The sequence below is a fragment of the Luteitalea pratensis genome (assembly GCF_001618865.1).
GTDB classification, from domain to species: domain Bacteria; phylum Acidobacteriota; class Vicinamibacteria; order Vicinamibacterales; family Vicinamibacteraceae; genus Luteitalea; species Luteitalea pratensis.
The window spans coordinates 6,571,146-6,594,932 of sequence record NZ_CP015136.1; the positions used below are offsets into that span (position 1 = coordinate 6,571,146).

General features: G+C 67.7%; 15 protein-coding genes and 1 pseudogene. 6 read left to right on the plus strand and 10 right to left on the minus strand.

Annotated elements, in window-relative coordinates:
- The first annotated feature begins 59 nt into the window (after positions 1 to 59).
- A complete protein-coding gene (locus LuPra_RS27675) occupies positions 60 to 1,139 on the plus strand; it encodes a TFIIB-type zinc ribbon-containing protein (RefSeq protein ID WP_110174901.1) in 1,080 nt (359 codons plus the stop codon).
- Between the two features lie 98 nt (positions 1,140 to 1,237).
- Here LuPra_RS27675 and LuPra_RS34700 read toward each other — a convergent pair.
- The 8 genes and pseudogenes from LuPra_RS34700 to LuPra_RS27715 all read right to left on the minus strand — a co-directional run.
- A pseudogene (locus tag LuPra_RS34700) lies at positions 1,238 to 1,423 on the minus strand (pentapeptide repeat-containing protein); the annotation flags it as partial.
- A gap of 66 nt (positions 1,424 to 1,489) precedes the next feature.
- Positions 1,490 to 4,165 (minus strand): S9 family peptidase, encoded by a 2,676-nt coding sequence (locus LuPra_RS27685; protein ID WP_234800584.1) that lies wholly within the window; start codon positions 4,163 to 4,165, stop codon positions 1,490 to 1,492.
- 308 nt (positions 4,166 to 4,473) lie between these two features.
- Positions 4,474 to 5,694: a beta-ketoacyl-[acyl-carrier-protein] synthase family protein gene (locus tag LuPra_RS27690; RefSeq protein WP_110173762.1), complete on the minus strand. Its 1,221-nt coding sequence runs from the start codon at positions 5,692 to 5,694 to the stop codon at positions 4,474 to 4,476.
- Positions 5,695 to 5,958: 264 nt separating this feature from the next.
- Positions 5,959 to 8,856: a LolA-like protein gene (locus LuPra_RS27695; RefSeq protein ID WP_110173763.1), complete on the minus strand. Its 2,898-nt coding sequence runs from the start codon at positions 8,854 to 8,856 to the stop codon at positions 5,959 to 5,961.
- Positions 8,841 to 9,680, minus strand: coding sequence for a polysaccharide deacetylase family protein (locus LuPra_RS27700; protein ID WP_110173764.1), 840 nt, complete (start codon positions 9,678 to 9,680; stop codon positions 8,841 to 8,843). The genes LuPra_RS27695 and LuPra_RS27700 overlap by 16 nt, the downstream gene beginning before the upstream one ends.
- A gap of 139 nt (positions 9,681 to 9,819) precedes the next feature.
- The gene (locus LuPra_RS27705; protein WP_110173765.1) at positions 9,820 to 10,077 is read right to left on the minus strand and encodes a phosphopantetheine-binding protein; all 258 of its coding nucleotides are present in this window, start codon (positions 10,075 to 10,077) and stop codon (positions 9,820 to 9,822) included.
- Between the two features lie 7 nt (positions 10,078 to 10,084).
- Entirely contained in the window at positions 10,085 to 10,840 is a 756-nt protein-coding gene (locus LuPra_RS27710) for a 3-oxoacyl-ACP reductase family protein (protein WP_110173766.1), read from the minus strand.
- 414 nt (positions 10,841 to 11,254) lie between these two features.
- On the minus strand, positions 11,255 to 12,475 hold the full coding sequence (locus LuPra_RS27715; RefSeq protein ID WP_162472848.1) for a beta-ketoacyl-[acyl-carrier-protein] synthase family protein: 1,221 nt from the start codon (positions 12,473 to 12,475) through the stop codon (positions 11,255 to 11,257).
- Between the two features lie 25 nt (positions 12,476 to 12,500).
- On the opposite strand from LuPra_RS27715, the gene LuPra_RS27720 reads away from it, so the two are divergent.
- From LuPra_RS27720 to LuPra_RS27740, 5 genes are read left to right on the plus strand one after another with little or no spacing between them, the layout of a single operon-like run.
- Positions 12,501 to 13,196, plus strand: a complete 696-nt coding sequence (locus LuPra_RS27720; RefSeq protein ID WP_157899770.1) for a LolA family protein — start codon at positions 12,501 to 12,503, stop codon at positions 13,194 to 13,196.
- A gap of 30 nt (positions 13,197 to 13,226) precedes the next feature.
- A complete protein-coding gene (locus LuPra_RS27725; protein ID WP_157899771.1) occupies positions 13,227 to 15,680 on the plus strand; it encodes an efflux RND transporter permease subunit in 2,454 nt (817 codons plus the stop codon).
- Positions 15,677 to 16,363, plus strand: a complete 687-nt coding sequence (locus LuPra_RS27730) for a glycosyltransferase family 2 protein (RefSeq protein WP_110173770.1) — start codon at positions 15,677 to 15,679, stop codon at positions 16,361 to 16,363. The genes LuPra_RS27725 and LuPra_RS27730 overlap by 4 nt, the downstream gene beginning before the upstream one ends.
- Complete coding sequence (locus tag LuPra_RS27735; RefSeq protein ID WP_110173771.1) at positions 16,360 to 17,541, plus strand: lysophospholipid acyltransferase family protein; 1,182 nt, start codon at positions 16,360 to 16,362, stop codon at positions 17,539 to 17,541. The genes LuPra_RS27730 and LuPra_RS27735 overlap by 4 nt, the downstream gene beginning before the upstream one ends.
- Positions 17,542 to 18,642, plus strand: a complete 1,101-nt coding sequence (locus tag LuPra_RS27740) for a metal-dependent hydrolase (RefSeq protein WP_110173772.1) — start codon at positions 17,542 to 17,544, stop codon at positions 18,640 to 18,642.
- A 124-nt stretch (positions 18,643 to 18,766) separates the two neighbouring features.
- On the opposite strand, the gene LuPra_RS27745 is transcribed toward LuPra_RS27740, so the two are convergent.
- Together LuPra_RS27745 and LuPra_RS27750 are read right to left on the minus strand one after the other, a co-directional pair.
- On the minus strand, positions 18,767 to 20,167 hold the full coding sequence (locus LuPra_RS27745; RefSeq protein ID WP_110173773.1) for a mandelate racemase/muconate lactonizing enzyme family protein: 1,401 nt from the start codon (positions 20,165 to 20,167) through the stop codon (positions 18,767 to 18,769).
- 182 nt (positions 20,168 to 20,349) lie between these two features.
- Positions 20,350 to 23,730, minus strand: a complete 3,381-nt coding sequence (locus LuPra_RS27750; RefSeq protein WP_110173774.1) for a TonB-dependent receptor domain-containing protein — start codon at positions 23,728 to 23,730, stop codon at positions 20,350 to 20,352.
- Positions 23,731 to 23,787: the final 57 nt, after the last annotated feature.

Here is a 23,787-nt window from a genome sequence, read left to right on the forward strand (position 1 = left end):
ATCGCCTCGCCGAACATGAGGTGATGGACGCCTCGGAGAGGCGTCCCTACCATCTCACCGTGTCGACGCCTACTCCACCAGTCCCGCAGGACATCACCGCCCTCGAGAAGCATCTCTGCATCGCCTGCGGCGCGCAGGCGGAGTGGAATGCCGAGCGACAGCGGCTCGTGTGCCCGTTCTGCGGCACCGAGGCGCAGTACTCCTTCAAGGAAGGGACCGGCCCCATCGAGGAACTCGACCTCGAACGGGCCTTGCGCGAGACCGACGACACCCAGCGCGGCTGGCAGGCCGAGACAAAGAGCGTGCAGTGCCGCAGTTGCAAGGCGGTGATGGTCTACGAGGCGGCACGCGTTGGACAGAACTGCGAGTTCTGCGGGTCGCCGGCGCTGGTCGATTATGCCGCCACCAAGGCGCCCGTCACGCCCTCGAGCCTGCTGCCGTTCCGGACCAGTGAGGCGCAGGTGCGTGACACGGTGCGCCAATGGTTCGCAAGCAAGTGGCTCGCACCCAATGCCTTCAAGCGCAAGGCCCTTGTCGATACGCTGCACGGCCTCTACATCCCCTACTGGACGTTCGACGCACGCGTGCACTGCCCGTGGCGGGCCGAGGCCGGGCACTACTACTACGAGAAACAGGGGAACAACCGGGTACGGCGCGTGCGGTGGTCGCCGGCGTCAGGGGTGATCGATCACTTCTTCGACGACCTGCTCATTCCCGGCACCCGGGGCATCGACCACGGCCTGCTCGCGCAGGTCGAGCCGTTCCCGACGCAGGACCTGCTGTCCTACGACACGGCCTATCTCTCGGGCCACGTCGTCGAGCAGTACCAGGTGATCCTCGTGGACGCCGCCGAGCAGGGACTGGTGCGCATGCAGGCGGAGGTCCGCCAGATGTGCATCGAAGCGATCCCTGGCGACACGTATCAGAACCTCCAGATGTCGCCGGCGTGGAGCGGCCGGACGTTCAAGCACGTGCTGGTGCCGGTGTACGTGATGGCCTACATGTACGGGCGCCGGTCCTACCAGGTAGTCGTCAACGCCTCGAACGGGCGCATGGGCGGCACGTACCCGATCAGCTGGGTGAAGGTGGCGCTGATCATTCTCGCCATCCTCATCGTCCTCGCCATCGTCAACAGGTAGGGACCGCTCTCCGAGCGGTCCATGTCCTCGACCCTCAGCCTGCGTCCGGACAGATGGACGCCTCGGAGATGAACGCTTCGGAGATGGACGCCTCGGAGATGGACGCTTCGGAGATGGACGCCTCGGAGATGGACGCCTCGGAGATGGACGCCTCGGAGATGGACGCCTCGGAGATGGACGCCTCGGAGATGGACGCTTCGGAGATGGACGCCTCGGAGATGGACGCCTCGGAGATGGACGCCTCGGAGATGGACGCCTCGGAGATGGACGCCTCGGAGATGGACGCCTCGGAGATGGACGCCTCGGAGATGGACGCCTCGGAGATGGACGCCTCGGAGAGGCGTCCCTACCTACTTCTCCAACTCCGCGGTCAGCACCGCGCCATTCATTGCCGGCAGTGTCGCGGAGATCTTCGCGACCTGGCGTGAGTCGGCGGCCACCCACAGCGTGGTGACCCCGCCGTCGGCACCCTTGACCTCGACCTTCCAGGCGTCGAAGGTACCGGCCGGCACCGTGACCGACTCGCGTCCCACCACCGCGAGCTGTTTGACTTCGACCTTCTGCGAGCGGAGGTCGAGGTTGCGGAACGACGTGGTGTAGCCCTGGGCGAGCGGCAGGTGCGCAATCACCGCGTGCGAACCGGGGCCGTCGGCGAACACCGGGCCGTCGAGTGCGACGTTCACCGGCCGGGACTGGCCGTTCATGGCCAACGTGCCCGTGATCGCCTTGTCCGAGAAGTCCAGCGCGATGTCGGCCGGCCCCTGCTTGACCGTGCGCTTCTTGATGAGCAGCGTGCCCTTCTCGATGACGGCCGAATCGGTGGCGGCGCCCATCGGCGTGTCGGCGGTCTCGGTGAACACCCATGTGCCGTTCTCCTCGCGGGCCTCCTGCGCGATCTTCATCGCCATGCTCTGGCCACCCATCGCGATCGACGCCGAGTAGGTCGCCTTCATCGGTGCGAGATCCGCCGCGGGCTTCGGCGCTCCCGCGGCAGCGGTCGCGGCCGCTGTCAGCGTTACGGTCTTCGGATCCACCGTGATCTCCTTCAACCGCGTCGCGACGTCGGCCGGCATCTCCTCCTGGAACCGCCCGCCAAGGTGCCTGGCAAGGAACTTCTCGGTGCTGGCGATCATCGCCATGTTGTTGACCGGCCGCGCGAAGCCATGGCCCTCGTCCGGCGCGACGAGGTATTCCACCGGGAAGCCGCGGTCGCGCAGCGCAATGACGATCTGGTCCGATTCGGCGCGCTTCACTCGTGGATCGTTCTGGCCCTGCACCACCATCAGTGGCGTGTGGATCCTGTCGGCCGAGTTGAGCGGCGACTGCTTCATCAACCGTGCCTTGTCATCGGCCTTGCCCGGATCGCCCATGCGCACGTTGAACACCGTGCGGATCGATTCCCAGTACGGCGGGATCGAATCGAGCAGCGTCAGCAGATTGGACGGCGCGACGATGGCGACGCCAGCCGAGTAGAGGTCGGGAGTGAAGGCAACACCCGCGAGCGTGGCGTAGCCACCGTAGGAGCCACCCATGATGCCGACGCGCTTCGGATCCACCGTGCCCTGCGCCACGAGGTGCTTCACGCCCCAGGTGATGTCGTCCTGCATGGTCTCGCCCCACTTGCCGTTGCCGAGATTCAGGAACTTCTTCCCGTAGCCGGTGGAGGCGCGGAAGTTGGGCTGGAGCACGGCGTAGCCGCGATTGGCGAGGAACTGCGCGAAGGTGTCGTAGCCCCAGGTGTCGCGCCCCCATGGCCCGCCGTGCGGCACGACCATGAGCGGCAGGGCCTTCGCGGGTATCCCTCGGGGCAGCGTGAGATACGCGGGAATCTGCAGGCCATCCGAGGACGGGTACGTGAGCGTCGTCATCGGCGCGAGCTGATCGCGCGGCAATGTCTCGCGCACCTTGTACTGCGGCGTGACCTTCCTGGTGGCGCGGTCGTACACGAAGACCTCACCTGGGTCGGTGTCGCTCGCCACGACGACAATCCAGCGCTGCTCGTCGGCGGTCGACGACTGGAAGTTGACGTCCTTGCCCGGGAAGCGCTTCTCGATGAAGTCGAAGTCGGCCTTGAACGACGGTTCCTTCACGTACCAGCGGACGCGCTCGTCCTCGTACTGCGTTGCCAGAAGATCGCCGGTCTTGTCGGAGAAGACCGCGTTACCGAGATCGACGCGCCTCTTGGGATCGCTCTCGACGAGTGTCGTCTTGCTCGACGATGGGTCGAACAGGACGAGGCCGATCAGGTCGACGTCGCCCTTGTTGGTGATCAGGTAGGCCTGCGTGGCGTCCTTGTGGAAGCGGATCGGCTGACAGGTCTCGAACACGTTGCACTCGTAGACCTTGACGAGGGCGTCCTTGTCGACGCGGAGGATCTCGGTACTGCCGTTGTCGGTGGTGCGCGCCCCGAGGCGCAGCTGGCCCGCCTCGTCGAACACCCAGCCGGCGACCTTGTCCTTGTTCTCGCGCACGAGCGTGCGCTCGCCGGTGGAGATCTTGACCTTGTACAGGTCGTGCCAGGCCTTGTCGCGCTCGTTGATGCCGACGTACATGACGTCGGGATCGCTCTTGGGGACCGAGTAGATCAATGCCCGCACGCCCTTGGCATCGGTCAGGTTGCGCGCGACCGGCACCGGCTGACCCGCGGCAGGCGCGGCCTTCGGATCCACGGCGTAGACGTTGAAGTTCTCGTCGCCGCCCTGGTCCTGCGAATACAGGACGTACCTGCTGTCGCGGCTCCAGAAGTAGTTGGCGATCGGCCGCTTCTGGTCGTTGGTGATCGCCCTGGCGTTGGCGAACGGCTCGTCGGCCTTCTTGACCCAGATGTTGCGGGTGCCGTTGAACGGCTTGATGAACGACAGGTACTGGCCGTCGGGCGAGAGCTGCGACCCGGAGATTTCGGGATCGCCGAAGAACAGCGCCCGATCGATGAGCGGCGGCTGGCCGGCCGGCTGCGCCAACGCCATCCCGCTCATGACCGCCACCGCGACGCCACTCCAGAGGAGGAACGAGAGAGTTCGCTGCATTGCATCCACCTCATTGATGAAGCGTACAGGCTACGCCATTGGCGTCCGGACGTCGAACGCTCCGCCCGTCGACCTGAAGGTCGACGGCTCAACACCGACCACACGGCGTGTAGGCGTCGAGCTTGCTCGACGCTTCCCTGACCGCCGACCAAGATCGGCGGCTACACATCCTCTGACGAACGCCGAACGTCGAAGGATTCCGGACACTGGTAGGGACGGCTCTCCGAGCCGTCCATCTCCGAGGCGCGCGGAGGCGCGGGGTCGACGCCTCGGAGAGGCATCCCTACCCTCACCCAAGGCGACGTTGGTCAAACGTGCTTCAGGACCAGCGCCGAATCGTTGCCGCCGAATGCGAGTGACGTGGAGACGGCGCACGGGACCCGGACCTCGCGCGGGGAGTTCGCCACGAGATCGACCGGGCACTCCGGATCGGTCGTGTCGTGATGAATCGTTGGCGGAATGCAGCCGCGGTCGATGGTCAGGGCAAGCGCCGCGGCTTCCATGGCGCCTGCCGCCCCGAGGCAGTGCCCGAGCATCGCCTTGAGCGACGTGACCGGGAGCACGTTTGCGCGGTCGCCGAAGACGACGCGCACACCGCGTGCTTCTGCCTTGTCGTTCTGCGGCGTCGCCGTGCCGTGCGCGTTCACGTGCGTCACCTCCCCGGCGTTCACACGCGCATCGTCGAGGGCGGCGCGGATCGTGGATGCAATGGCCTGGCCTTCGGGCTCCGGCGTCGTCGGATGGTACGCCTCGCAGGTGAAGCTGTAGCCCGCCAGTTCCGCGTAGATGTGCGCGCCCCGCCGGGTCGCGCGTTCCCAGCCCTCGAGCACGAGGATGGCCGCGCCTTCGCCGATGTTCATCCCTTGCCGGCCTGCGTCGAACGGACGGCACGGCTGCGGGTCCATCAGGCGCAGGGCATTGAACCCGGCAAACGTCAGCCGCGACAGCGCGTCGGTGCCCCCCGCCAGCGCCGCGTCGAGGCGGCCGCGACGAATCGCGTCCACCGCCTGCCCGATGGCGATCGTGCTCGACGAGCACGCGGCCATCAGGCACGACCGCAGTCCCTCCAGCCCGAAATGCGCGGCGACGACGTCGACCGGCGTGCTCGAGAAGTGATGGTGTATCCAGGTCGGCCGGGCGCGGTCGATGCCTTCGCGCCGCATCGTGAAGAAGAACGACTCATTGCGCATCAGGTCGCCGGTCCCGGCACCGAGCAGCACGCCGACGCGTGCGCGATCGATGCCGCTGTCGAGCAGTCCGGCGTCCTCGATCGCCTCCTCCGCCGCGACCACACCCATCATGTCGCTGCGCGACCATCGCCGCCGCTGGTACGGCGTGAACCGCGCCTGCACGTCGGAGAGATCGACCTCGGCCGCGATGCGGCTGCGGTAGCCGTCCGTTTCGAACAACGTCACCGGGCCGATGCCGCACTGTCCCGCCAGCATGTGTTCCCACACGGCTTCGCGCTGCGTGCCGAGCGCGCAGACCATGCCGATGCCGGTGATGGCAATCCGCTTCTGGTCAGACATCCACTCGCAGGATTGCAGATATTGGCCGAGGACGGTAGCGGCAGTGATCCCGATCCGTCGACCTGAAGGTCGACGGCTACAGTCGTCGGCGAAGCCGTCGGACACTACCTCGGGGCGCAGTCGCCGGGTGAACGGGGCAGACTGGAGGCATTCTCCCGCGGCAGGCCGACTGTAGGCGTCGAGCTTCAGCTCGACGCGCGGATGTCGAGCGACGCCGCAAGTCGAGCATTTGTCAAACGTCGAGCGTTCGGCGTTAGGCGTTCTTCAGTTGAGGGGTTTCAACAACATGATCTGGACCGTCGTCGAGCCCAGCCCATCGTATCGGCCCGGCAGGAAGCTGTGGCCGACCTCGCCGCGCAGGAACGCAACGCGGCCCGGAATGCGTAGGTTGAAAGCCACGCCAACCCCCGTCAATGGCTCCCAGGGCACGTCGACGAGACCGGGGACCCCATGTGCGCGGACCCGCCCCCACGCCTGATCCACAAACAGGTCCGTGCGGTACTGGTCGAGGAGGTTGAACGAGTACTGGGCGCGCGCCATCGCCAATTCGCCGTAGCGCACACCGGCCGAGGGTACGCCGTGGATCTTCGTGTCGTCGAACAGGCCGAACTGGTACTGGCTGAAGCGATCGAGCCGGTCGCCGCCGAACCACGCGCCGTTGACGATGACCTTGCTGAACGGACCGAGGTAGAACACCTTCGTGGCCGAGCCCTGGTACTTCACGTAGGACGCCGGGGTCTGCACTAGCGCGTCCGGCTCGCCCCACGGCCGCCACGACATGCGGCCCGACCAGGTGCCGTTGGCTGTCAGCGCGTACCCGCCACGCCGGTATTCGTACAGCAGCCCGAATCCGTTGGTCACCGTACTCGTCGGGGTGACGTAGCCCGCACTGGTCGTCGAGTCGCGCACGTAGCCATCGAAGCGGCACAGGTACTGTCCCGACACGCGCTGGTAGGTCGACGCCTGCCAGCCGAGATTCAGGCCAGTCGACATCGGCCACGTCAGGAGACTCTGCTCCTCGCGTTCGCCACCCGGTCCGAACACGCGATCGGTGGACGGCGGCGCGATCGCGAAGAAGTCGACTGACGCGTCGATGCGGCCGGCAATCGCCTTCGGCCGCTGGATGTTGCCTGCCGCCAGCACGCCGGCAAACAGCACGGCCACCTGCGTATCGGAACGGCCCATGAACTTGAAGTTCAGGTAGTTGATGCCGCCGATCGGCAACGGGAATTCGAAGCCGGGATCGATCGTCACGCCCAGCGCGAGTGCCTTGGCGCGCGTGGTGGCGATGTCGCTCACGACACGCTGGTCGCCTTCCTTGATGAAGTAGCGCACGCCCACGTTCGTGTCGCGGTACATGGTCTTCTCGCCGCCCCGCGCCTCCTGGCGCTGTCCGGCAAAGTCGCCCGGCGCGACCTCGTAGTCGGTGAAGGTGATACGCCGCTCGACGAGCAGGTTGCGGCCAGCGATGAGGAACAGTTGCTGGTTGTAGATGCGCGACGGCAGCCAGACCTCCTCACCAGCGGCCGTGCGCACGGGCGAGAAGTCCTGCGTCTCGTCGTTGGAAATCACCGGTGCCGACAACCCCGTCTGCGCGGCGTGCTGGCGCAGGCGCGCGAACGTCTCGCGATCGATCCACACCGTGCCCCGATACAGCGACTCGGTGCGCACCTGCGGCTCGAACGCGATGATCCATGCGTTGCGCCCGTTCACCGTGCCGGTGCCCTGCAGGCGATAGCGGTAGCGGGCGTCGAGCTCGATGGCCAGCGGAGGCGTCAGCACTTTTTCCGCTTGCAGCAGCGGGAACGGCGGTCGCGGCTCGCCAAAGTGCGCGCCATTGACGCTGAAATCGCGCTCTTCCCACTCGGTGCCCTCGACGCGATCGACGAAGAAGCGGTTCTCGGTGATCACGTCGAAGCCGGGATCGGTGACCGACGGCCTGAAATACTGCTGGATGCGGCCGTTCATCACGTAGCGGGGCGACCGCTCGCGCTCGGCAGCCTGGCGCGCCTGGTGACGGGCAAGGATCTCCTCGGCCGACAGCGCCGTCTCGGCGGTGACGTCCTCGCGCTGGATGAACCCGGCCTCGGCGCCGCGATTGAAGTCCACCAGCCACGGTCCAGGCCCAGGCAGCACCACCGTCGCCTCCGTCCGCTGCGCCGCAGCGTCTCGACGCATGCGCAGCGCCGGACGGTCTCGTCCTGTCAGGGGATCACGTACGACGACGGCGCCGGCCGACGGGACCACGAGCGACACATCGAGGCGATCCTCGCGCGTGGCATCGCCGTCGATCACCAGCAGCGTGCCCAGCGTGTCGAGGTTGTACAGCACTCGCCAGCGGCGCGCCGCGGTCACCTCGGCACCATCGGCGTGCACCGAGAGCGCGCCCTCCGCAACGGTGACTGCCACGACGTCGCCTGCATGGACGTCGCGCAACCGGGCTGCCACGGGAAGCACGTCGCGCACGGCTGTGGCAGACAGCCGATACCCGCGGGTGGTGACCGGGAGGCCGAGGCCTTCGACGGCGTCGGCCAGGAACGTTCGCGCCGCACCGGCATCAGGCACCACCGCGTCCAGCGTCACCAGTGACGCGCCGGGATCGTGATCGGCGACCCAGGCTGCCGCTGGCAACGGGTCCGCTCCGGGAGCGATGACGTAGCCGTCGATCGACGGCGCGACGTCCGCAGTGACGACCGCATCGCGCCGATCGCCAGCGGCGGCGCCGCCTCCCAGCACGATAGGGACCGTGGCGGAGCGGGCGCGAATCTGCGCCGCCGCCACCTTGATCAGGAACGCCGTGCGTCTTGGGTCGAGACCGTCGGCCTGCAGTTCCACGGCCGCGATCGTCGGCACGGCAGCGACGATGGCGCGAACGCGATCGGGCCACGTGGCGGGATCAATCGATGCGGTGTCGGTGCCGGCAAGGGTCAGCCAGACCGGCCAGCCGGCCGTGGCAGCGACGCGTGCGGCGACCTCGCCTGGATCGGTGGCATCGATCACGAGCCGGGTAGCTCCTGGCAGTTCCCGGGGCTTCGTGGGTACGACACCGCCGTCGATATCGAAGACGAGGCGCGGCAGTCTCGGCGGCTCACCCTGGCCCGCCGCCGTCGCAGCGAGGCAGACGACGGCCAGCAGCGGCGCGCCAATCAGGCGCGCAGCCATGCCTCGGCGTCCGGAAGCTCGCACAGGGGACCAAATTGCGCGCCTGCCAGGACCTCGCGCAAACGCATGCGGAAGCCCGACAGCCGGTAGTAGTGGGAGAACGCGAGGGACGCCGGCAGGCGGATGGACGGCGGCGCCGGATCGATCTCCCATGGATGCACTGTAAGGACGGCCGGGTCGCCCTGACGGTTGTTCGCGGCAATGGCGGCGATGACCGTCGCGGGTTCGGCCTTGCGCAGGCCCCATCCCCAACCGAGCGGCACGGCGTGCCCGGCGAGGTGTCCCACGAGCGGCGGCACTTCGAGCAGTGCTCCGGCCACGGTAGCAATCGGATGCGGCCGACGTGGATACGACGGCGACCCGACACGCGCCACGGGCGCCCGGCTGGCGTCGATGCGCAGTCCTTCTTCGACGAGGATCGGCAACGCCCAGGGCGCGCGCTGGTTCAGGGACCATTCCGGTGCCCGGAACGAGACGATGGGACCGGCACCGGCAGCGCGCAGCGCGGCGATGTTCAGGCGCAGGTCCTCGCGGAAGCCGTCGGGCGACAGTTCGTAGACCCGGCGATGCCAGTGGCCGTGCAGGCCGATCTCATGACCGGCATCGCGAATCTCGCGCACCAGTTCGGGGAAATGCCCGGCGACCCACCCGACGATCATGAACGTACCGCGATGTCCTGCCGCCGCGAGGTCCTCGAGCAACCCGCGCGTCGTCGGCAACACCCGGCTCTCGAGGCCCTCCCAGGCGGAGGACGGCAGCCGATCGTCCACGCCACAGATGTGGAACCAGTCCTCGACGTCGACGGTAAAGGCGTTGATTGCCATAACGCCTAACGCCTAACGCCTAACGCTTCACACTTCACGCCTGACGCCTCACGTTCAACCGACTGACGCAGAATGCCGAAGGCTTCGCACTGTGTGACCAAGCGTCAAGCGTCAAGCGTCTAGCGTCAACCGTCAAGCGCTAAGCGGTCTTCTTCTGCGTTTCGATGTAATGGGCGAGCGCATCCACCGACTGCAGCACCTTGCCGCCGGTCTCCTCGTCGCCGATGACGACGCCGAAGGAACGCTCGATCTCGAGCACCAGTTCGAGGGCATCGATCGAGTCCAGCCCGAGGCCAGCCCCGAACAGGGGCGCCGCGCTGTCGATGTCGTCGGCCGAGATGGGCAGCTTGAGGGCACGCACGATCGCGGCCTTGATGTCGCTACGAAGATCAGTCATGAATGCCTTACACGAGTCCGCCGTCGACGCCAATCACCTGCCCGGTGACGTATGCGGCCGCGTCGGAACACAGGAACGCCACCAGCTCGGCCACCTCGGCCGCAGTGCCCAGCCGCCCGACGGGGACGTTGCGCACGTGCGCCGCGCGCGTCGCCTCGGGTATTGCCGCGGTCATGTCGGTCTCGATGAGCCCGGGCATGACCGCGTTGACGAGCACCCCGTTGGGGGCCAGCTCGCGTGACAGCGTCCGGGTCAGCCCGATCAGACCGCCCTTGGACGCCGCGTAGTTCGCCTGTCCGGGCAGCCCCGCCACCGCGCTCGGCGACGTGAGGCTGATGACGCGCCCCCACTTCCGGACCAGCATGCCGCGGACCACGGCTCGCGTGCAGAAGAACGCGCCGTCGAGATTGGGGCGCAGCACGGCGTCCCATTCCGCGCGGTCCATCATCATCAGGTACCCGTCGCGCGCGACCCCGGCGTTGTTCACGAGGATGTCGACCGGCCCGAGCGCGGCAGAGGCGTCAGCGACGAGGCGCTGGACCTGCGCCTGATCGGCGACGTCGCATGGACCGGCCCAGGCGCGCGCCCCCGCCGCCGTCAGCATCCGGACGAGGTCGTGTGCCGCGTCCTCGCGTTCTCGATACGAGAAGGCCACCGCCGCGCCGCGACGGGCCAGCATTTCGACAATGGCACGGCCGATGCCACGCGATCCCCCTGTGACCAGCGCGACCCGGCCAGACAGGGCAAGCGATTCGTACGGCACGCAGGTCCCATGCGGCGCCCGGGCGGCGCCGCCGAAAGCACAGTCTATACCAAGGTAGAAGCGGGTAACGGGTAACGGGTACCGGGTACCGGGTACCGGGTACCGGGTACCGGGTGCCGGGTACCGGGTGCCGGGTACCGGGTCGCGGATCGCGGATCGCGGATCGCGGATCGGAGACTCGGGTAGGGCGCGGGAATCGGGACTGGGAATTGGTCTCGGGTTTGGTAGGGCCGGCTCTCCGAGTTTGGTAGGGCCGGCTCTCCGAGCCCGGCCTCACCCGACCAACGCTGCGAGATGGCGCCCGGGCATTCGCGGTGCCCGTCTGGCAAGCCCGACGGCTACACCACGCGTAGCGGTCGAGCTTGCTGGACCGGAACCTCGCGCTCAGAGATGCCGGTGACCCGTGCCGGAGCGTCAGTTGATGTGAAGCAGAAGGCAGTAGTTGGTACCGCCGCTGGCGAAGCTGTTCACCAGCACGTAGGGCGACTCGAGCGATTGCGGCGTCGCAATCACCCACCCGAGGGAACCGCAGGACGGATCGGGATCGGTCAGCCCGGCCGTCGGCGCCACGACGCCGCGACCGGCCGCCAGGACGGCCGTGACGAGCGAGGCCGCTCCGGACATGCCGCCCTCGCCGATCGCGCCCTTGACCGACGTGGTGCGCACCGGTCGGCCGCCGAAGACCTCGGCGATGGCCTGCGCTTCCAGGCGATCGAAGTCCACCGACCCGTTGGCCGCCGCATAGACGGCGCCGACCTGTGCGGGTGTGACCCCACCCTCTTCGAGCGCGGCGCGCATGCAGCGCACCAGTGGTGCCGCCTCCGTGGGCCAGGCGTTGAGCGCCGTCAGGCCCGAAGTAGCGCCGAGGCCGACCACCTCGGCGAGCACCGGCGCTTGGCGAACCTCGGCGCGGCCACGTTCCTCGATGATCGCGACAAAGCCGCCCTCGCCCATCACGAAACCGTTCCTCGTGCGGTCGAACGGCCGCGCACCTTCGGGAAATGCACCGTCGTGCGAGAGGACGCCGAACCAGTCGTGCACCTCGAAGTAGAGGTCGTAGATGTCCTCGGCGCCGCCGGTGACCAATGCACCGGCCTTGCCGGCGCGGACGAGGTCGGTGGCCAGCGCCAGCGCCGCGAGCCCCGATGCCTCCTTGTAGCTCACCGTCGTGTTCGGACCGCGCAGCTTCTCCTCCAGTGCGATCAGGCTGGCTGCGGCGTTGCCCACCGTGTTGCTGAACAGCATCGGTGGCGCGCCTGCGGGTCCGAGTTCGAGAAGGCGGTCGAGGAACTCGCCCGTCGAGTGGACGCCGCACGTGCTCGTGCCCAAGACGACGCCGATGTCGTCATGGCCCTCGCTCGTGCGTGGCAAGCCGGCCGACTCGAGCGCGAGACGCGCAGTGGCGACCGAGAGAGCGCCGACCTCGTCCATGCGCCGCAGCTTCATCGGGTGGACGAAGGCAGCCGGGTCGAAGTCCGACAACTCCGCCGCCTGCCGTGCACGGCGCGCAGAGACATCGAATGTCGTGATGGGGCGGATGCCCGACCGCCCCTCGAGCATGGCGTCGAGAAACGCGGCAGTCTGGCCGAGGCTGGAACAGGCAGCAACACCAGTGATTGCGGCCCGTCGTTGCACGGCGGGTACGTTAACATTTCGATTGATGGCTCTACAACGGGCGCTTCGCCGTGTCTTCGCCACAGCGATGGCCCTCGGGATGGCCAGCGCGGCAGCGGCCACAGCGCGCGTCGCCCCCGTCGGACAAGGAGGTCTCTCGCCCGCCTCCGGCGGCGACCTGTTCGACGAGATCTATCGGCGGGGAGCCCCCGTCGAGAAGACGCTGACCACCGTGTCCGCCTCCTTTGTCGAGACGACGACCTCCACGTTGCTGAAGGCGCCCCACGTGGCGCGCGGCACGCTCGTGGGTCGGCGCCCGCGCCAGGTCCGCCTCACCTATACCGGCGCCGATGCGCGAACCGTGATCGTGGACGGCAATACGCTGGCCCTGGAGTGGCCGGCCCGCAACCTCAGGGAGACACGCGACATCAGCGGCATGATGCGGCGCACCGAGCGCTTCCTCGTGATGTCGACACCGGCGGAACTCCGCAAGCACTTCGATATCGTGGCGGCGGAGGCGCGGGACCGGGTCGGATCGTGGCGGGTGACGTTCACGCCGAAGCGCAAACAAATGGGGGAGAGCGTCTCGCGCGTGGACCTGTGGATCGACCAGGGCTCACTCGTCCTGCACGCCCTGAAGTTGGAGTATCCCGGCGGCGACACGCGGCTGATGGAGTTCAGCGACGTACGCATCAATCCTCCCGTCGCACCCGATGCGTTCGCCACGGCCGCCCGGCGCTGATCGGGCGACGCGAACCGTGATGCTCTCCTCGTGACTCGTCTGGTTCAGGCCCTCATGACCGGGGCCCGCGCGCGCCGCGGCCTCGTGCTCGTGCTCGCCGCTGCGTTGACCATCGCCAGCCTGGTGCCAGTGCTGCGCATCCGCTTCGGAACCGACGTGCTGCAGCTGATGCCGCGCGAGTCCGGCGCCGTCGACGCCTTCGAGACGTACCTCGAGCGCTTCGGCAGCCTCGACACGCTCTACGTGTTCGTCGAGGCGCCGTCCGACGGCGCGATCGCCGATTACCGCGACTATGTGGACGCGCTCGCCGATGGCTTTCGAGCGCTGCCCGATGTGACTCGCGTCGACACCGGCCGGCTCGACGCCTCGCGTGACTGGGCTTACCTCACCGATCGCCAGCTGCTCCTGCTCGACGACGCGGGCTTTGCCGAGGCGCTGGCGCGGATGACGCCCGAACGCGTGCCGGCACAGGTGGCGCGCACCCGGGAATTGCTCGCGCTGCCCGCGCCCGGCGTCAAGGCGATGGCGCAACGCGATCCGCTCGGCTGGTTCGAGCTCACGAGCGCGCGCCTGCAGGGCGCCGCGGGCGTGCTGCGGATCGATCCGTCAAGCACCGACGGCTACGTCACTCCGGACGGCCGCGCACAGTTGCTCGTCGTGCATCCGACGCAGCCGCCATTCGACACGGCATACGCGCGCCTGCTGATCGCGGACGTCGCCGGAGCCGAGGCTCGCGTACGCGCGAAATTCGCGCCGCAGTGGGCCGACGAGGATCTATCGCCGCCGCGGACCGACGTCGCCGGTGGTCATCGCACCGCCATCGAGACCGAGTCGCTGATGCGCGGCGAGGCCGCGAGCAACACACTCTGGTCGATGGTCGGCGTGCTGGCCCTGCTCTACCTCGCGTTCCGTAACGCATGGCTCGTGCTCTTCGGCACGCTGCCGATCCTGCTCGGGACGCTGGTCACGCTCGCCCTGCACCAGGTGGCCGGCGTGCAGCTCTCGGCCGCCGCGACAGGTGCATCGGCAATGCTCTTCGGACTGGGCGACGACGGCCTCGTACTGCTGTTTGTCGCCTACCGGGACCGCCTCGCCCGCGGCCTGTCGCCGATCGATGCGGTGCGCGATCTCGGCGGCATCGGCGTCAGCGTCCTCCTCGGCGCCGTCACGACCGCCGCCACCTTCCTCGGCCTCTCGTTCATGTCGTTCCCGAGCCTGCAGCAGCTCGGCATCGTCGTCGGCGTGGGGATGCTGCTGACGGTGTTCTTCACGCTCACGGTGCTGGTCGCGGGTCTGCCCGGCAGGGCATGGGTGGAGCGGTCACGGGACCTGTCGATGCCCGGACTCGGTCCGTGGGTCGACCGCCATCGACGCGAGATTCTCGCCCTCGCGATCGCGATCTCGCTGCCGCTGGGGTGGGGGCTCACGAAACTGCACGTCGACCCTCGTGTCGAGCGCCTCCGTCCGGTGACTGCGGGTCTGGCGCTCGAGACCGAGATCACCGAGCGCTTCGGCCTGGCCAGGGATGTCTACCTCGTGTTGAGCCGCGGTGCCGCGCTCGAGCCACTGCTGGAGGCGCACGAGGCCCTCGACGGCCGGCTGGGGACCACTGAAGGCCTCGCGCATGTGGGCCCCACGGTCGTCCTGCCATCGCAGACGGTACAAGCAGCACGCCGGTCGCAGTTGGTCGCGACGCCAGACGAGCGCGCCGTGGCTGACGCCGTTGACGCGGCCGGCGACGCGCAGGGCTTCGTGGCCGGCACGTTCACTCCTTTCCGTGAACGCCTCGGACGCGTGCTGGACCCGGCGCAGGCACTCACCCTCGACGGCCTGCAGGGCCATGGCCTCGGCGATATCGTCGGCCGGTTCGTGCGGCGCGACGGCCCCGACTACCTCGTCGCGACGTATGCCACGGCGGCCACACCGGCGGCGCTCTCGGCCCTGCACACGGCGATTGCGCCCGATGCGCGGCTGACCCTGACCGGGCTGCCGATGGTCAACGCGGCGCTGGGGGCACGATTCCCGCGCGAGTTGGCGGCCGGTATCGGCGCCGGCGCGTTGGTCGTCCTGTTCCTGATCTGGCTCGAGTTCCGCAAGGTGGGCCCGACGCTGCTGGCCCTGATCCCCACCATCTGCGGCATCATCTGGGGGCTCGGCGCGCTCGGGTGGGCGGGCGTCGTGCTCGACCTGTTCAGCGTCTTCGCGATCCTGATGTTCCTCGGCATCGGTGTGGACTACGGCATCCATCTGCTCCACCCCACCCTCGACGGTCACGCCGGGATCTCGGAGACGCTGTCGCTCGTCGGGCCGGCCCTGCTGCTGGCAGGGGGCACGACGATCGTCGGCTTCGGTGCGCTCGTGTGGTCGGCGTACGGGCCGTTGCACTCGCTCGGTCTTGTCTCGGTGGCGACGATCACCTCGGCGCTGCTGGCCTCCGTGCTGGTGCTCCCCGCCGTCGTTCTCGCCCGGGGGCGGACGCCGTGAAGGTCTGCGTGCTGATCCCGGCATTCAATGAGGCTCGGACGATCCCGAGCGTCGTCGCGGGTGCCGCCGCCAGGGTCGCGCAAGTGCTGGTCGTGGACGACGGATCGACCGACGGCACCGGCGAGGCGGCCGCGGCCGCGGGCGCCGAGGTGATGCGCCTGGGCCGCAACGGCGGCAAGGGCACAGCCATACGCGCAGGGTTGGCGCGCGTGTTCGAGGGCGACGCGACGCATGTCCTGTTCATGGATGGCGACCTGCAGCATCGACCGCAGGAGATACCGGGGCTGCTCGCCGCGGCCGAAGCGACGGGCGCCGCGATGGTGATCGGCGAGCGCGTGTTCGTACGCGACGAGATGCCGGCGGCGCGTTATTGGGCCAACGTGATCGGCAGCTGGGCCCTGGCGACCCTGCTGGGAGTGGACCTCGTGGACACGCAGTCCGGCTTCCGCGTGGTGCGCACCGACGTGTTGCGCCACATCGAGCTCGAGGCGACCGGCTACGAGTTCGAGACGGAACTGGTCGTGAAGCTGGCACGCCGTGGCGCGCGCATCGCCCGTGTCCCGATCGAGGCCGTCTACGGCACCGAGAACAGCAAGATCCGCCCTGTGCGCGACACGACGCGGAACATCGTGCTGGCGCTCGTCTACCGCTTCCTGCGACGCAGCGGGAGGCCGGCGGCATGAGCACCAACGCACCGGTGCGCTGGGTCACGCACCGGCTGAACGGGACGTTCATCGTCGGCGGCAGTTACCTGGGGTCGCGGTATGCGCCGCTGCCGCTGTCGTGGCCGGTGGCGCATGCCGGCGCGTGGATCGTCAGCCATGCGATGTCGAGCGTGCGTGATGCGCTGGTCGACAACCTGCGTGCCGTGTTCCCGCACGAATCGGAGGGCCAGTTGCGGCGCCGCGCCTATCGCACCTGCCACACGTACACCGACGACTGGATGGACTTCATGCGATCGCTCTCGTGGTCGCGTGCGCAAGTGCTGGAGCGCTTCTCGTACGAGCGTGCCGATCGCCTGACGGATGCCCTCGCGCTCGGGCGTGGCGTCATCCTGGTCACCGGTCACTTCGGCAACTGGGAAGCCGGCGCCGTCCTGATGAAGGCCTTGCAGGTGCCGCTCACGGTCGTCGCGATGCCGGAGCCGGATCCGAACGTCAACTGGATCCGCCATCGCGTGCGGACCGAGTTGCAGGCCGACACGATCGAGGTCCGGCAGTCGCTCGATACGCCGCTGCAGATTCGCCGACGGCTCACCGAGGGACGCACGGTCGCGATGTTGATGGATCGGCACGTGGAGCGGGACCGCGTGCCAGTGACGATGTTCGGACGACGTACGCACTTCCTGGGCGCCCCTGCCCTGCTCGCGTACCTGACCGGGGCACCACTGGTGCCGATTTTCCTCGTCCGCGAGGGACGCGGGCGCTTCCGGGCCCGCCCGCAGGAGCCGATCATCATCGACCGGGCAGGAAACCGCGACGAGCTGGTCCTGCGCGCCGCGCAGCAGGTGGCGACACTGCTCGAACGCGAGATCGAGGCGCGGCCCGAGTGCTGGTACCAGTTCTATCGGTATTGGGAAGACCAACCGGAGACGAACGCTGAACGTCGACTTGTCCGCCGTAGCCTCGGCGAAGGCGGAACGCCGGACGCCGAACCGCCAACTGCGGAACGGCCGGAGACGAACGCTGAACGCGGAACGCCGCACGCCGAACGGCCAACGCCAAGTGCCGAACGTCGCACGTCGGACGCCGCCGCTGCCGCGTCGCCCCAACGTGGATCGGCATTGGAAGGTAGGGCCGGCTCTCCGAGCCCGGCCCAGAAGGCCGTAAGCCTCCCGATTCCCGGCAAGGACGCGAGCTGAGTGGACCCGGTTTCGCACCTGATGCTCGGGCGGATGGTCGCGGCCGTACGCACGTCGCGCAATCTGCCACGCGGCGTCGTCGCGGCAACGGTGCTCGGCGGGATCGCTCCCGACATCGATGCCGCGCTGCTGGCTGTCGGATGGGACGTCTATCTGCGATGGCACGAGCTCGGCACGCATTCCCTGGCTGGCACGCCGCTGGTCGCGATCCTCACCGCGGTCGTCGTGCGGCCCTGGGTGCCGGCAACGTCGCTCCACGCACTGGTGTGGGCGGCCTGGCTCGGTGCCATGAGTCACGTCCTCTTTGACACCTACTCGGGCGCGACGATTCGGCTGCTCTGGCCGATCACGTCTCAACCCTTCTCGATGCCGGTAGTAGCGATGGCCGATCCGCTGGCGATCGGCGTGCTGCTGGTGGGCGCGCTGGCCCTGTGGGTCTGGCCGCGCCGGCCGCGCACGGCAGCGATGCTGACCCTCGCCCTGCTGCTGGTGATCGCTGCGGTGAAACTGACGACGCGGACACGGGCACTGGCCGCCTACGTAACGCATGTCGCCGCCACGGAAACGCTTCCGCAGGAAACTGCCGTCCAAGCCGCCTGGGGATCGTGGCGCGAGTGGTTCATGTACGACCGGCTGCCGGACGGGACGGTACGCGCGTTTGCCATCGACGGGTGGTCGAAGACCCTGCACCCGCGTTTCTCGCACGACGCGAACCGTGAACGCGCATTCGCTCGCGACTCGCTCGCGCAGTTCGCCACCGCGCGCAACTTCGCCCCCGTGTACCCGTTCGCCTTCGCCACATGGCGCCAGACCGAGGAAGGCGCGGTCGTGTTCTGGTCTGATGCGCGGTTCTGCGGGACAGCGGCCGAGCTCCCCGACCCGCAGGAGGGCGTGCCGCATCAGGACGTCCGCCCGGCGCGAGGCCCGCTGCGCTGCGCGCTGTGGTTCGGCGGATCCCTCGACGCGCAGGGCCACCCGATCGAAGCACTCGTCTGGCTCGGCGGCCACCTTCAGCGACGGCCGCCGGGATTGTGGGGGATCGCGGAAAGGATCGAGGACGGAGGAGGGAGGACGGAGGACGGAGGAAGGATCGAGGAATGAGGACCGAGGGAACAGCGACGGCCGAGGGGCGAGGTAGGCTGTCGCTCGAACCTCTGGTTTCCGTCCTACCTCACTCCTCTGTCTTCACTCCTCTGTCTTCACTCCTCAGTCCTGTTCGGGGGCTTCAACTCCACAGGCGGTCGTTGCTTGGTTGCTTGTCCCACTGCGGCGTCGGCGCGAAGTACTCGCTGCCCGGCCGCAGGTGGGCCCGCACCACGGACTCGACCACGTCGATACCGAGCCCTGGCGCATCAGGCACCACGGCGTACCCCTTCTCGACGAGTGGGCCACCGCCTGTCGTCGTGACCATGGTTTCCCACCAGGGCACGTCCATCGAATGGTGCTCGAGCGCGACGAAGTTCTCGGTTGCCGCCGCGCAATGCACGTTGGCCATGAAGGAGATCGGTGAGCCGGCAAAGTGCATCGCCATGGCGACGCCGTGCTCGAAGGCGTAATCACCGATCTTCTTGGTCTCGATGAGGCCGCCGGAGCTGGCCAGGTCCGGATGGATCATGTCCACCGCGCCCATGTCGATCAGCTTGATGAACTCCTCCTTCAGGAAGATGTCCTCGCCGGTGAGGATGGGAATGTCGGAGGCCTCGCGGATCTGCTTCATCAGCTCGCCGTATTGCCACGGCACCATGTCCTCCATCCACGCGAGGTTGTGTTTCTCCATCGCCTTCGCGAGACGGATGCAGCTGTTGACGCCGATGTGGCCGTAGTGATCGGACGACAGCGGAACCTCCATCCCGATCACTTCGCGGATCGCGCCCACCCAGTCAGATAGCCATGCGATGCCAGCCGGTGTGACCTCGATGCCGGTGAACGGATGGGGCACCCGTCCACCCTGCCCGACGCTTGCGCCAAGGGGCGCGCTCAGCATGCCGGGCTTGTCGCGGAGCAGGCCGATGCCGAAATCCTGTTTCAGGTACGTGATGCCACGATCCATGCGCTCCTTGAGGCGCCGGCCCTGCTCCTTCGGATCGTCGGTCTCGGTCGTGTCGGCATACAGACGCACCCGGTCACGGAACTTGCCGCCGAGCATCTGCCACGCCGGCACACCCCACGCCTTGCCGGCGAGGTCCATGCAGGCCATCTCGACGCCACACACGCCGCCGGCCTGTCGTGCGTGACCGCCGAACTGCTTGATCTTGCGGAACACGCGATCGACGCTGCAGGGGTTCTCTCCGAGCAGGCGGCTCTTGAGCACGAGCGCGTACGTCTCCGTGGCGCCATCGCGGACCTCACCCCAGCCGACCAGCCCCTGATTCGTGTCGATACGAATCAACGGACACGTCATCGGCGCCTTCTCGACGACGGCGATGCGCAGGTCGGTGATCTGCAGCTTCGACGGCTCGGATGCGCGTTTGACGTTGTTCTGCACGAAGTTGGCGTCGGCCTCCGCGGCCGCCGACGGTGACATCGCCGCGGCAGCGCCGGCGGTGAGCCCGAGCGTGCGGAAGAACGAACGGCGGTCGACGCCGGCTGGCGAAGGCGTAAGCAGTTGCTTGACCTTCGGTTTCATGGATCCACCTCCTTGCTGTCAGGGCGACTCGGTTCAGCCCCTGCCCTCGCACCTCCAGCCTGCCTGGGGAGCAGGAGGTAGGCCGCAGGCTGCAGGCCGTAGGCCACTGTGCTGCGTCGAGGGCCGGGCTCGGCCACCTTCGCGCTACGCGCTTAGGCGCCCAAGGAGAGCCGGCCCTACGTTCAGAAATCGAATTTGACCGCGAACTGCATGCTGCGGTTGTCCACGACCGTGGTCGTGATGCGTCCGACCGTGGGTGAGCCGATCGAGTTGTTCGGGAAGCCGAACCCCGGATGGTTGAATAGATTGAACGACTCGATGCGGATCTGCGCGTTCGTGCGCCCACCGAACATGAAGAATCGCTTGACCAGCGACAGATCGAAGTTGAGGTGCCCCGGCGAGTACAGCACGCCGCGGCCGACGTCGCCGTAGGTATTGGCTGGCGGCGCGACGAAGTCCGCGGGGTTGAACCACAGGTCCACGGTTGGATTGTCGAGCTGGCCCGAGCCGGTGCGGTTGGGCCAGCTCGGTGCGCCGTTGTTGACAGGTGCGGCGAGCGCCAAGTTGAACGGCCGCCCGGTAGTCGCCGTGACGATCGAACTCGTCTGCCAACCGCCGACGATCGCGGCGACCAGCCCGCCCTGATTGAGCCAGGGACGGTTCGGGCCCCACGGCAGTTCATACACCGAGCTGACGACGGCACGGTGGCGGACGTCGAACCCGGAGGGACCCTTGCCGGCATTCATGTCGGTCACGGTCTGCGGATTCCCGGTCTGGCCGCCACCACTCGCCGCGGAACCGCCGTAGTCGAGCGACTTGCCCCATGTGTAGCTGAAGAGCAGTTGGAAGCCGTTTGCGTACCGCTGGTTCAGGCGCGTCTGCAGGGCGTGGAAGGTTGACCTGTTGCGGGGGTCGCACTGGATGATGGTGGCGGCGTTCGACAGCGGTTGGAGCAGGCGCCGCGAGGCTTGCGATCCCGTGCCGGGCTGCACCTCGTTGGGGTTCCAGCAGAGGACGAGGTGCTTGCCGGCGCTGCCGACGTAGCCGAGCTCGGCGATCAGAGGTCCGAAGAGCTGCCGCTCGACGCCGAGGTGCCACTGCTGCGCCGACGGGGTCTCGTTCTCGAACCCGTGACCGAGGACGCGTGGATTGGCGGCGTTGAGCTCCGCGGTCGTCTGCGGTTTCACCTGCTGGATTGGCGGGAAGGGGTTGTCGATTGACCGCACGTTGGCCCAGTTGGTCGGGTTCACCTCCGGGTTCACGTTCTGCGAGATCGTGTAGGGCACCTGCTGCCCGAGCAGGTTCGAGGCCGACGCAGCGACAGGGAAGTACGTGATCCCGTAGCCGGTGCGCAGGATCGTCCGCGAATCATCAGTGAGTAGATACGTGAGGCCGAGGCGCGGCGCGAAGTTGTTCTTGCGCGTCTTCAGATTCACCGCGTCGCTCGCGCCGTTCTCCCCGGCGTAGATCAACTGCAGGTTCGCGAGATCGAAGTTGACGATGCGGTTCTGCTCTTCGGTCGGCGCCGTGAAGATCTCGTAGCGCAGGCCGGCGTTGACGGTCAGGCGGTTGGACATCTTGAAGTCGTCCTGCACGTACATGCCGTGCTCCTGCATCCGCAGGTCGTAGGGCTCGAGCAGGAAGCCGCGCGCCGCCGTGGTCATATAGCCGGTGAGCAGGGTCGCCAGGCCGGTGCCGCCGGCGTTGTTCACCGGGTTGTTCGTGAAGTTGGCATTGAATGTCAGCGTGCTGCGGGTGTCGGTGTTGGTGAACGGCGACGCGTAGCGATCCACGAGCCGGTAGCCGAACTTCATCGAGTGCCGCCCCCTCACCCAGTTGAGGCTGTCCTCGATCTGCCAGTGTGTCTGCTTCGGGTTGACCGGCAGGAAGGCCGGGCCGCCGCTCAGACCGGTGAAATCCTGGACGTTCATGTTCGGGAGGCCGGTCGTGAACTCGGTGATGTTGATGCCCTGGATGCCGAGCGAAGTCGCCGCCTGCGTGCCGAAGTCCGACTGGAACGTGAATGGCACCGTCCGCGCGTAGCCGCCGCGCAACTCATTGACCAGCGTGTTGGTGATGACGCGCGTGTAGTTGATGCCGGCGCCCTGCGTCTTGAGGCGCGTGTTCTGGATGCCGGCCACCCACGGCCCGAGGTCGAATCGTGCCGCGGCTTCGGCCGGCGTCTCGAGACAGCACGCCGCCTGGCCCTGCGGGGCATCCAGCTTGAAGCTGCCCCAGTTGTAGCGGAAGAAGATTGAGTCGCTCTCACCGAACCGGTGGTCGATCCGGAAGGAGATGTTGTTGTCCTCGGAGACACGGTTGGCCGTGGTGATGTAGTTGTTGAAGTTGCCGGGCTGGTTGGGCAGCGGGTAGATGCTCGCCACATTGAGCCCAACCGGGTTGATGCGGTTGGCCGGGATGATGTTGCCCGGGAACTGATCGCGCAGGAACTGCGGGTTGTTCGCACTGACGGGAGCACCCGGATTGAAGGCCGGGTTGGGCCGCGTGCTGAGCGGGTCGTAGATCGGGATCAGGTTGCCGGACGCATTCCGGAAGTTGGAGAAGTCGCCGACCCGCGTCTCGGCCGTCGGCACGGTGTTGACAAACGCCAACCCCCGCGTCTCGCGCAGGCCCGCGTAATCGAAGAAGAAGAACGTGCGGTTGCGGAAGACCGGCCCGCCGATGGCGCCGCCGAACTGGTTGCGGTCCAGTGGCGGCTTGGGCGCAAGCGTGGGCAACTTGGCGACGAAGAAATTGCGGGCGTCATACTTCTCGTCCCGGTAGAACTCGAACGCTGTGCCGTGGAACTCGTTGCTGCCCGACTTGGTGGATACCGACACCACGCCTGCGCCGCGGCCGAACTCGGCCGAGAACACGCCGGTGAGCACCTTGAACTCGCGCACCGACTCGACCGAGGGCGTGATGATGACGGTGTTGAACGTGTACTCGTTGTTGTCGATACCGTCGATCAGCCAGCCGTTCGTGTTCGCCTGATGGCCGAGCGCGTTGAAGTTCGACGCGCCGCGCGGGTTGAACGTGCTCGCACCGGAGAGGTTCTCCCCGGCCTGTCCAGGCGTGACGCCAGGCACCAGATACACCAGCGACGCGAAGTTGCGCGAGTTCAGCGGCAGCTCGCGAATCGCCTTCTCCTCGACCGCCGCGCCGACTTCTGACGACTCCGTTCGCAGCAGCGGCGCGGTCGCGACAACGATCGTGGTCTCCTCGAGCGTACCGACTTCGAGCTGCGCGTCGACGCGGGCCCGCTGGTTCACTTCCAGCACGATGTCGCTGCGCACCCATTTCTTGAAGCCCTGCATCTCGACTTCGACGGCATAGGTGCCGGGCACCAGAAACGGGGCCGTGAAGGCGCCGGCATCGTCGGTCACGACGGTCGTGGTCGTGCCGCGGTTGACGTTGCGCAGGGTGACGGTCGCGCCGGGCACGACGCCACCGCTGTCGGTGACGGTGCCGACGAAGGTGCCCGCTGCCACCTGGGCAGGCGCAGGCGCAGCGAGTGCCAGGGCGGCGATGAGGGCAAGAGCAAGCAGACGCGCGACACGCATGGCGGAGGCCTCCGGCCGAAACGAGCGACGACGCAGCGCGTCGGCAGGCGCCGGTAA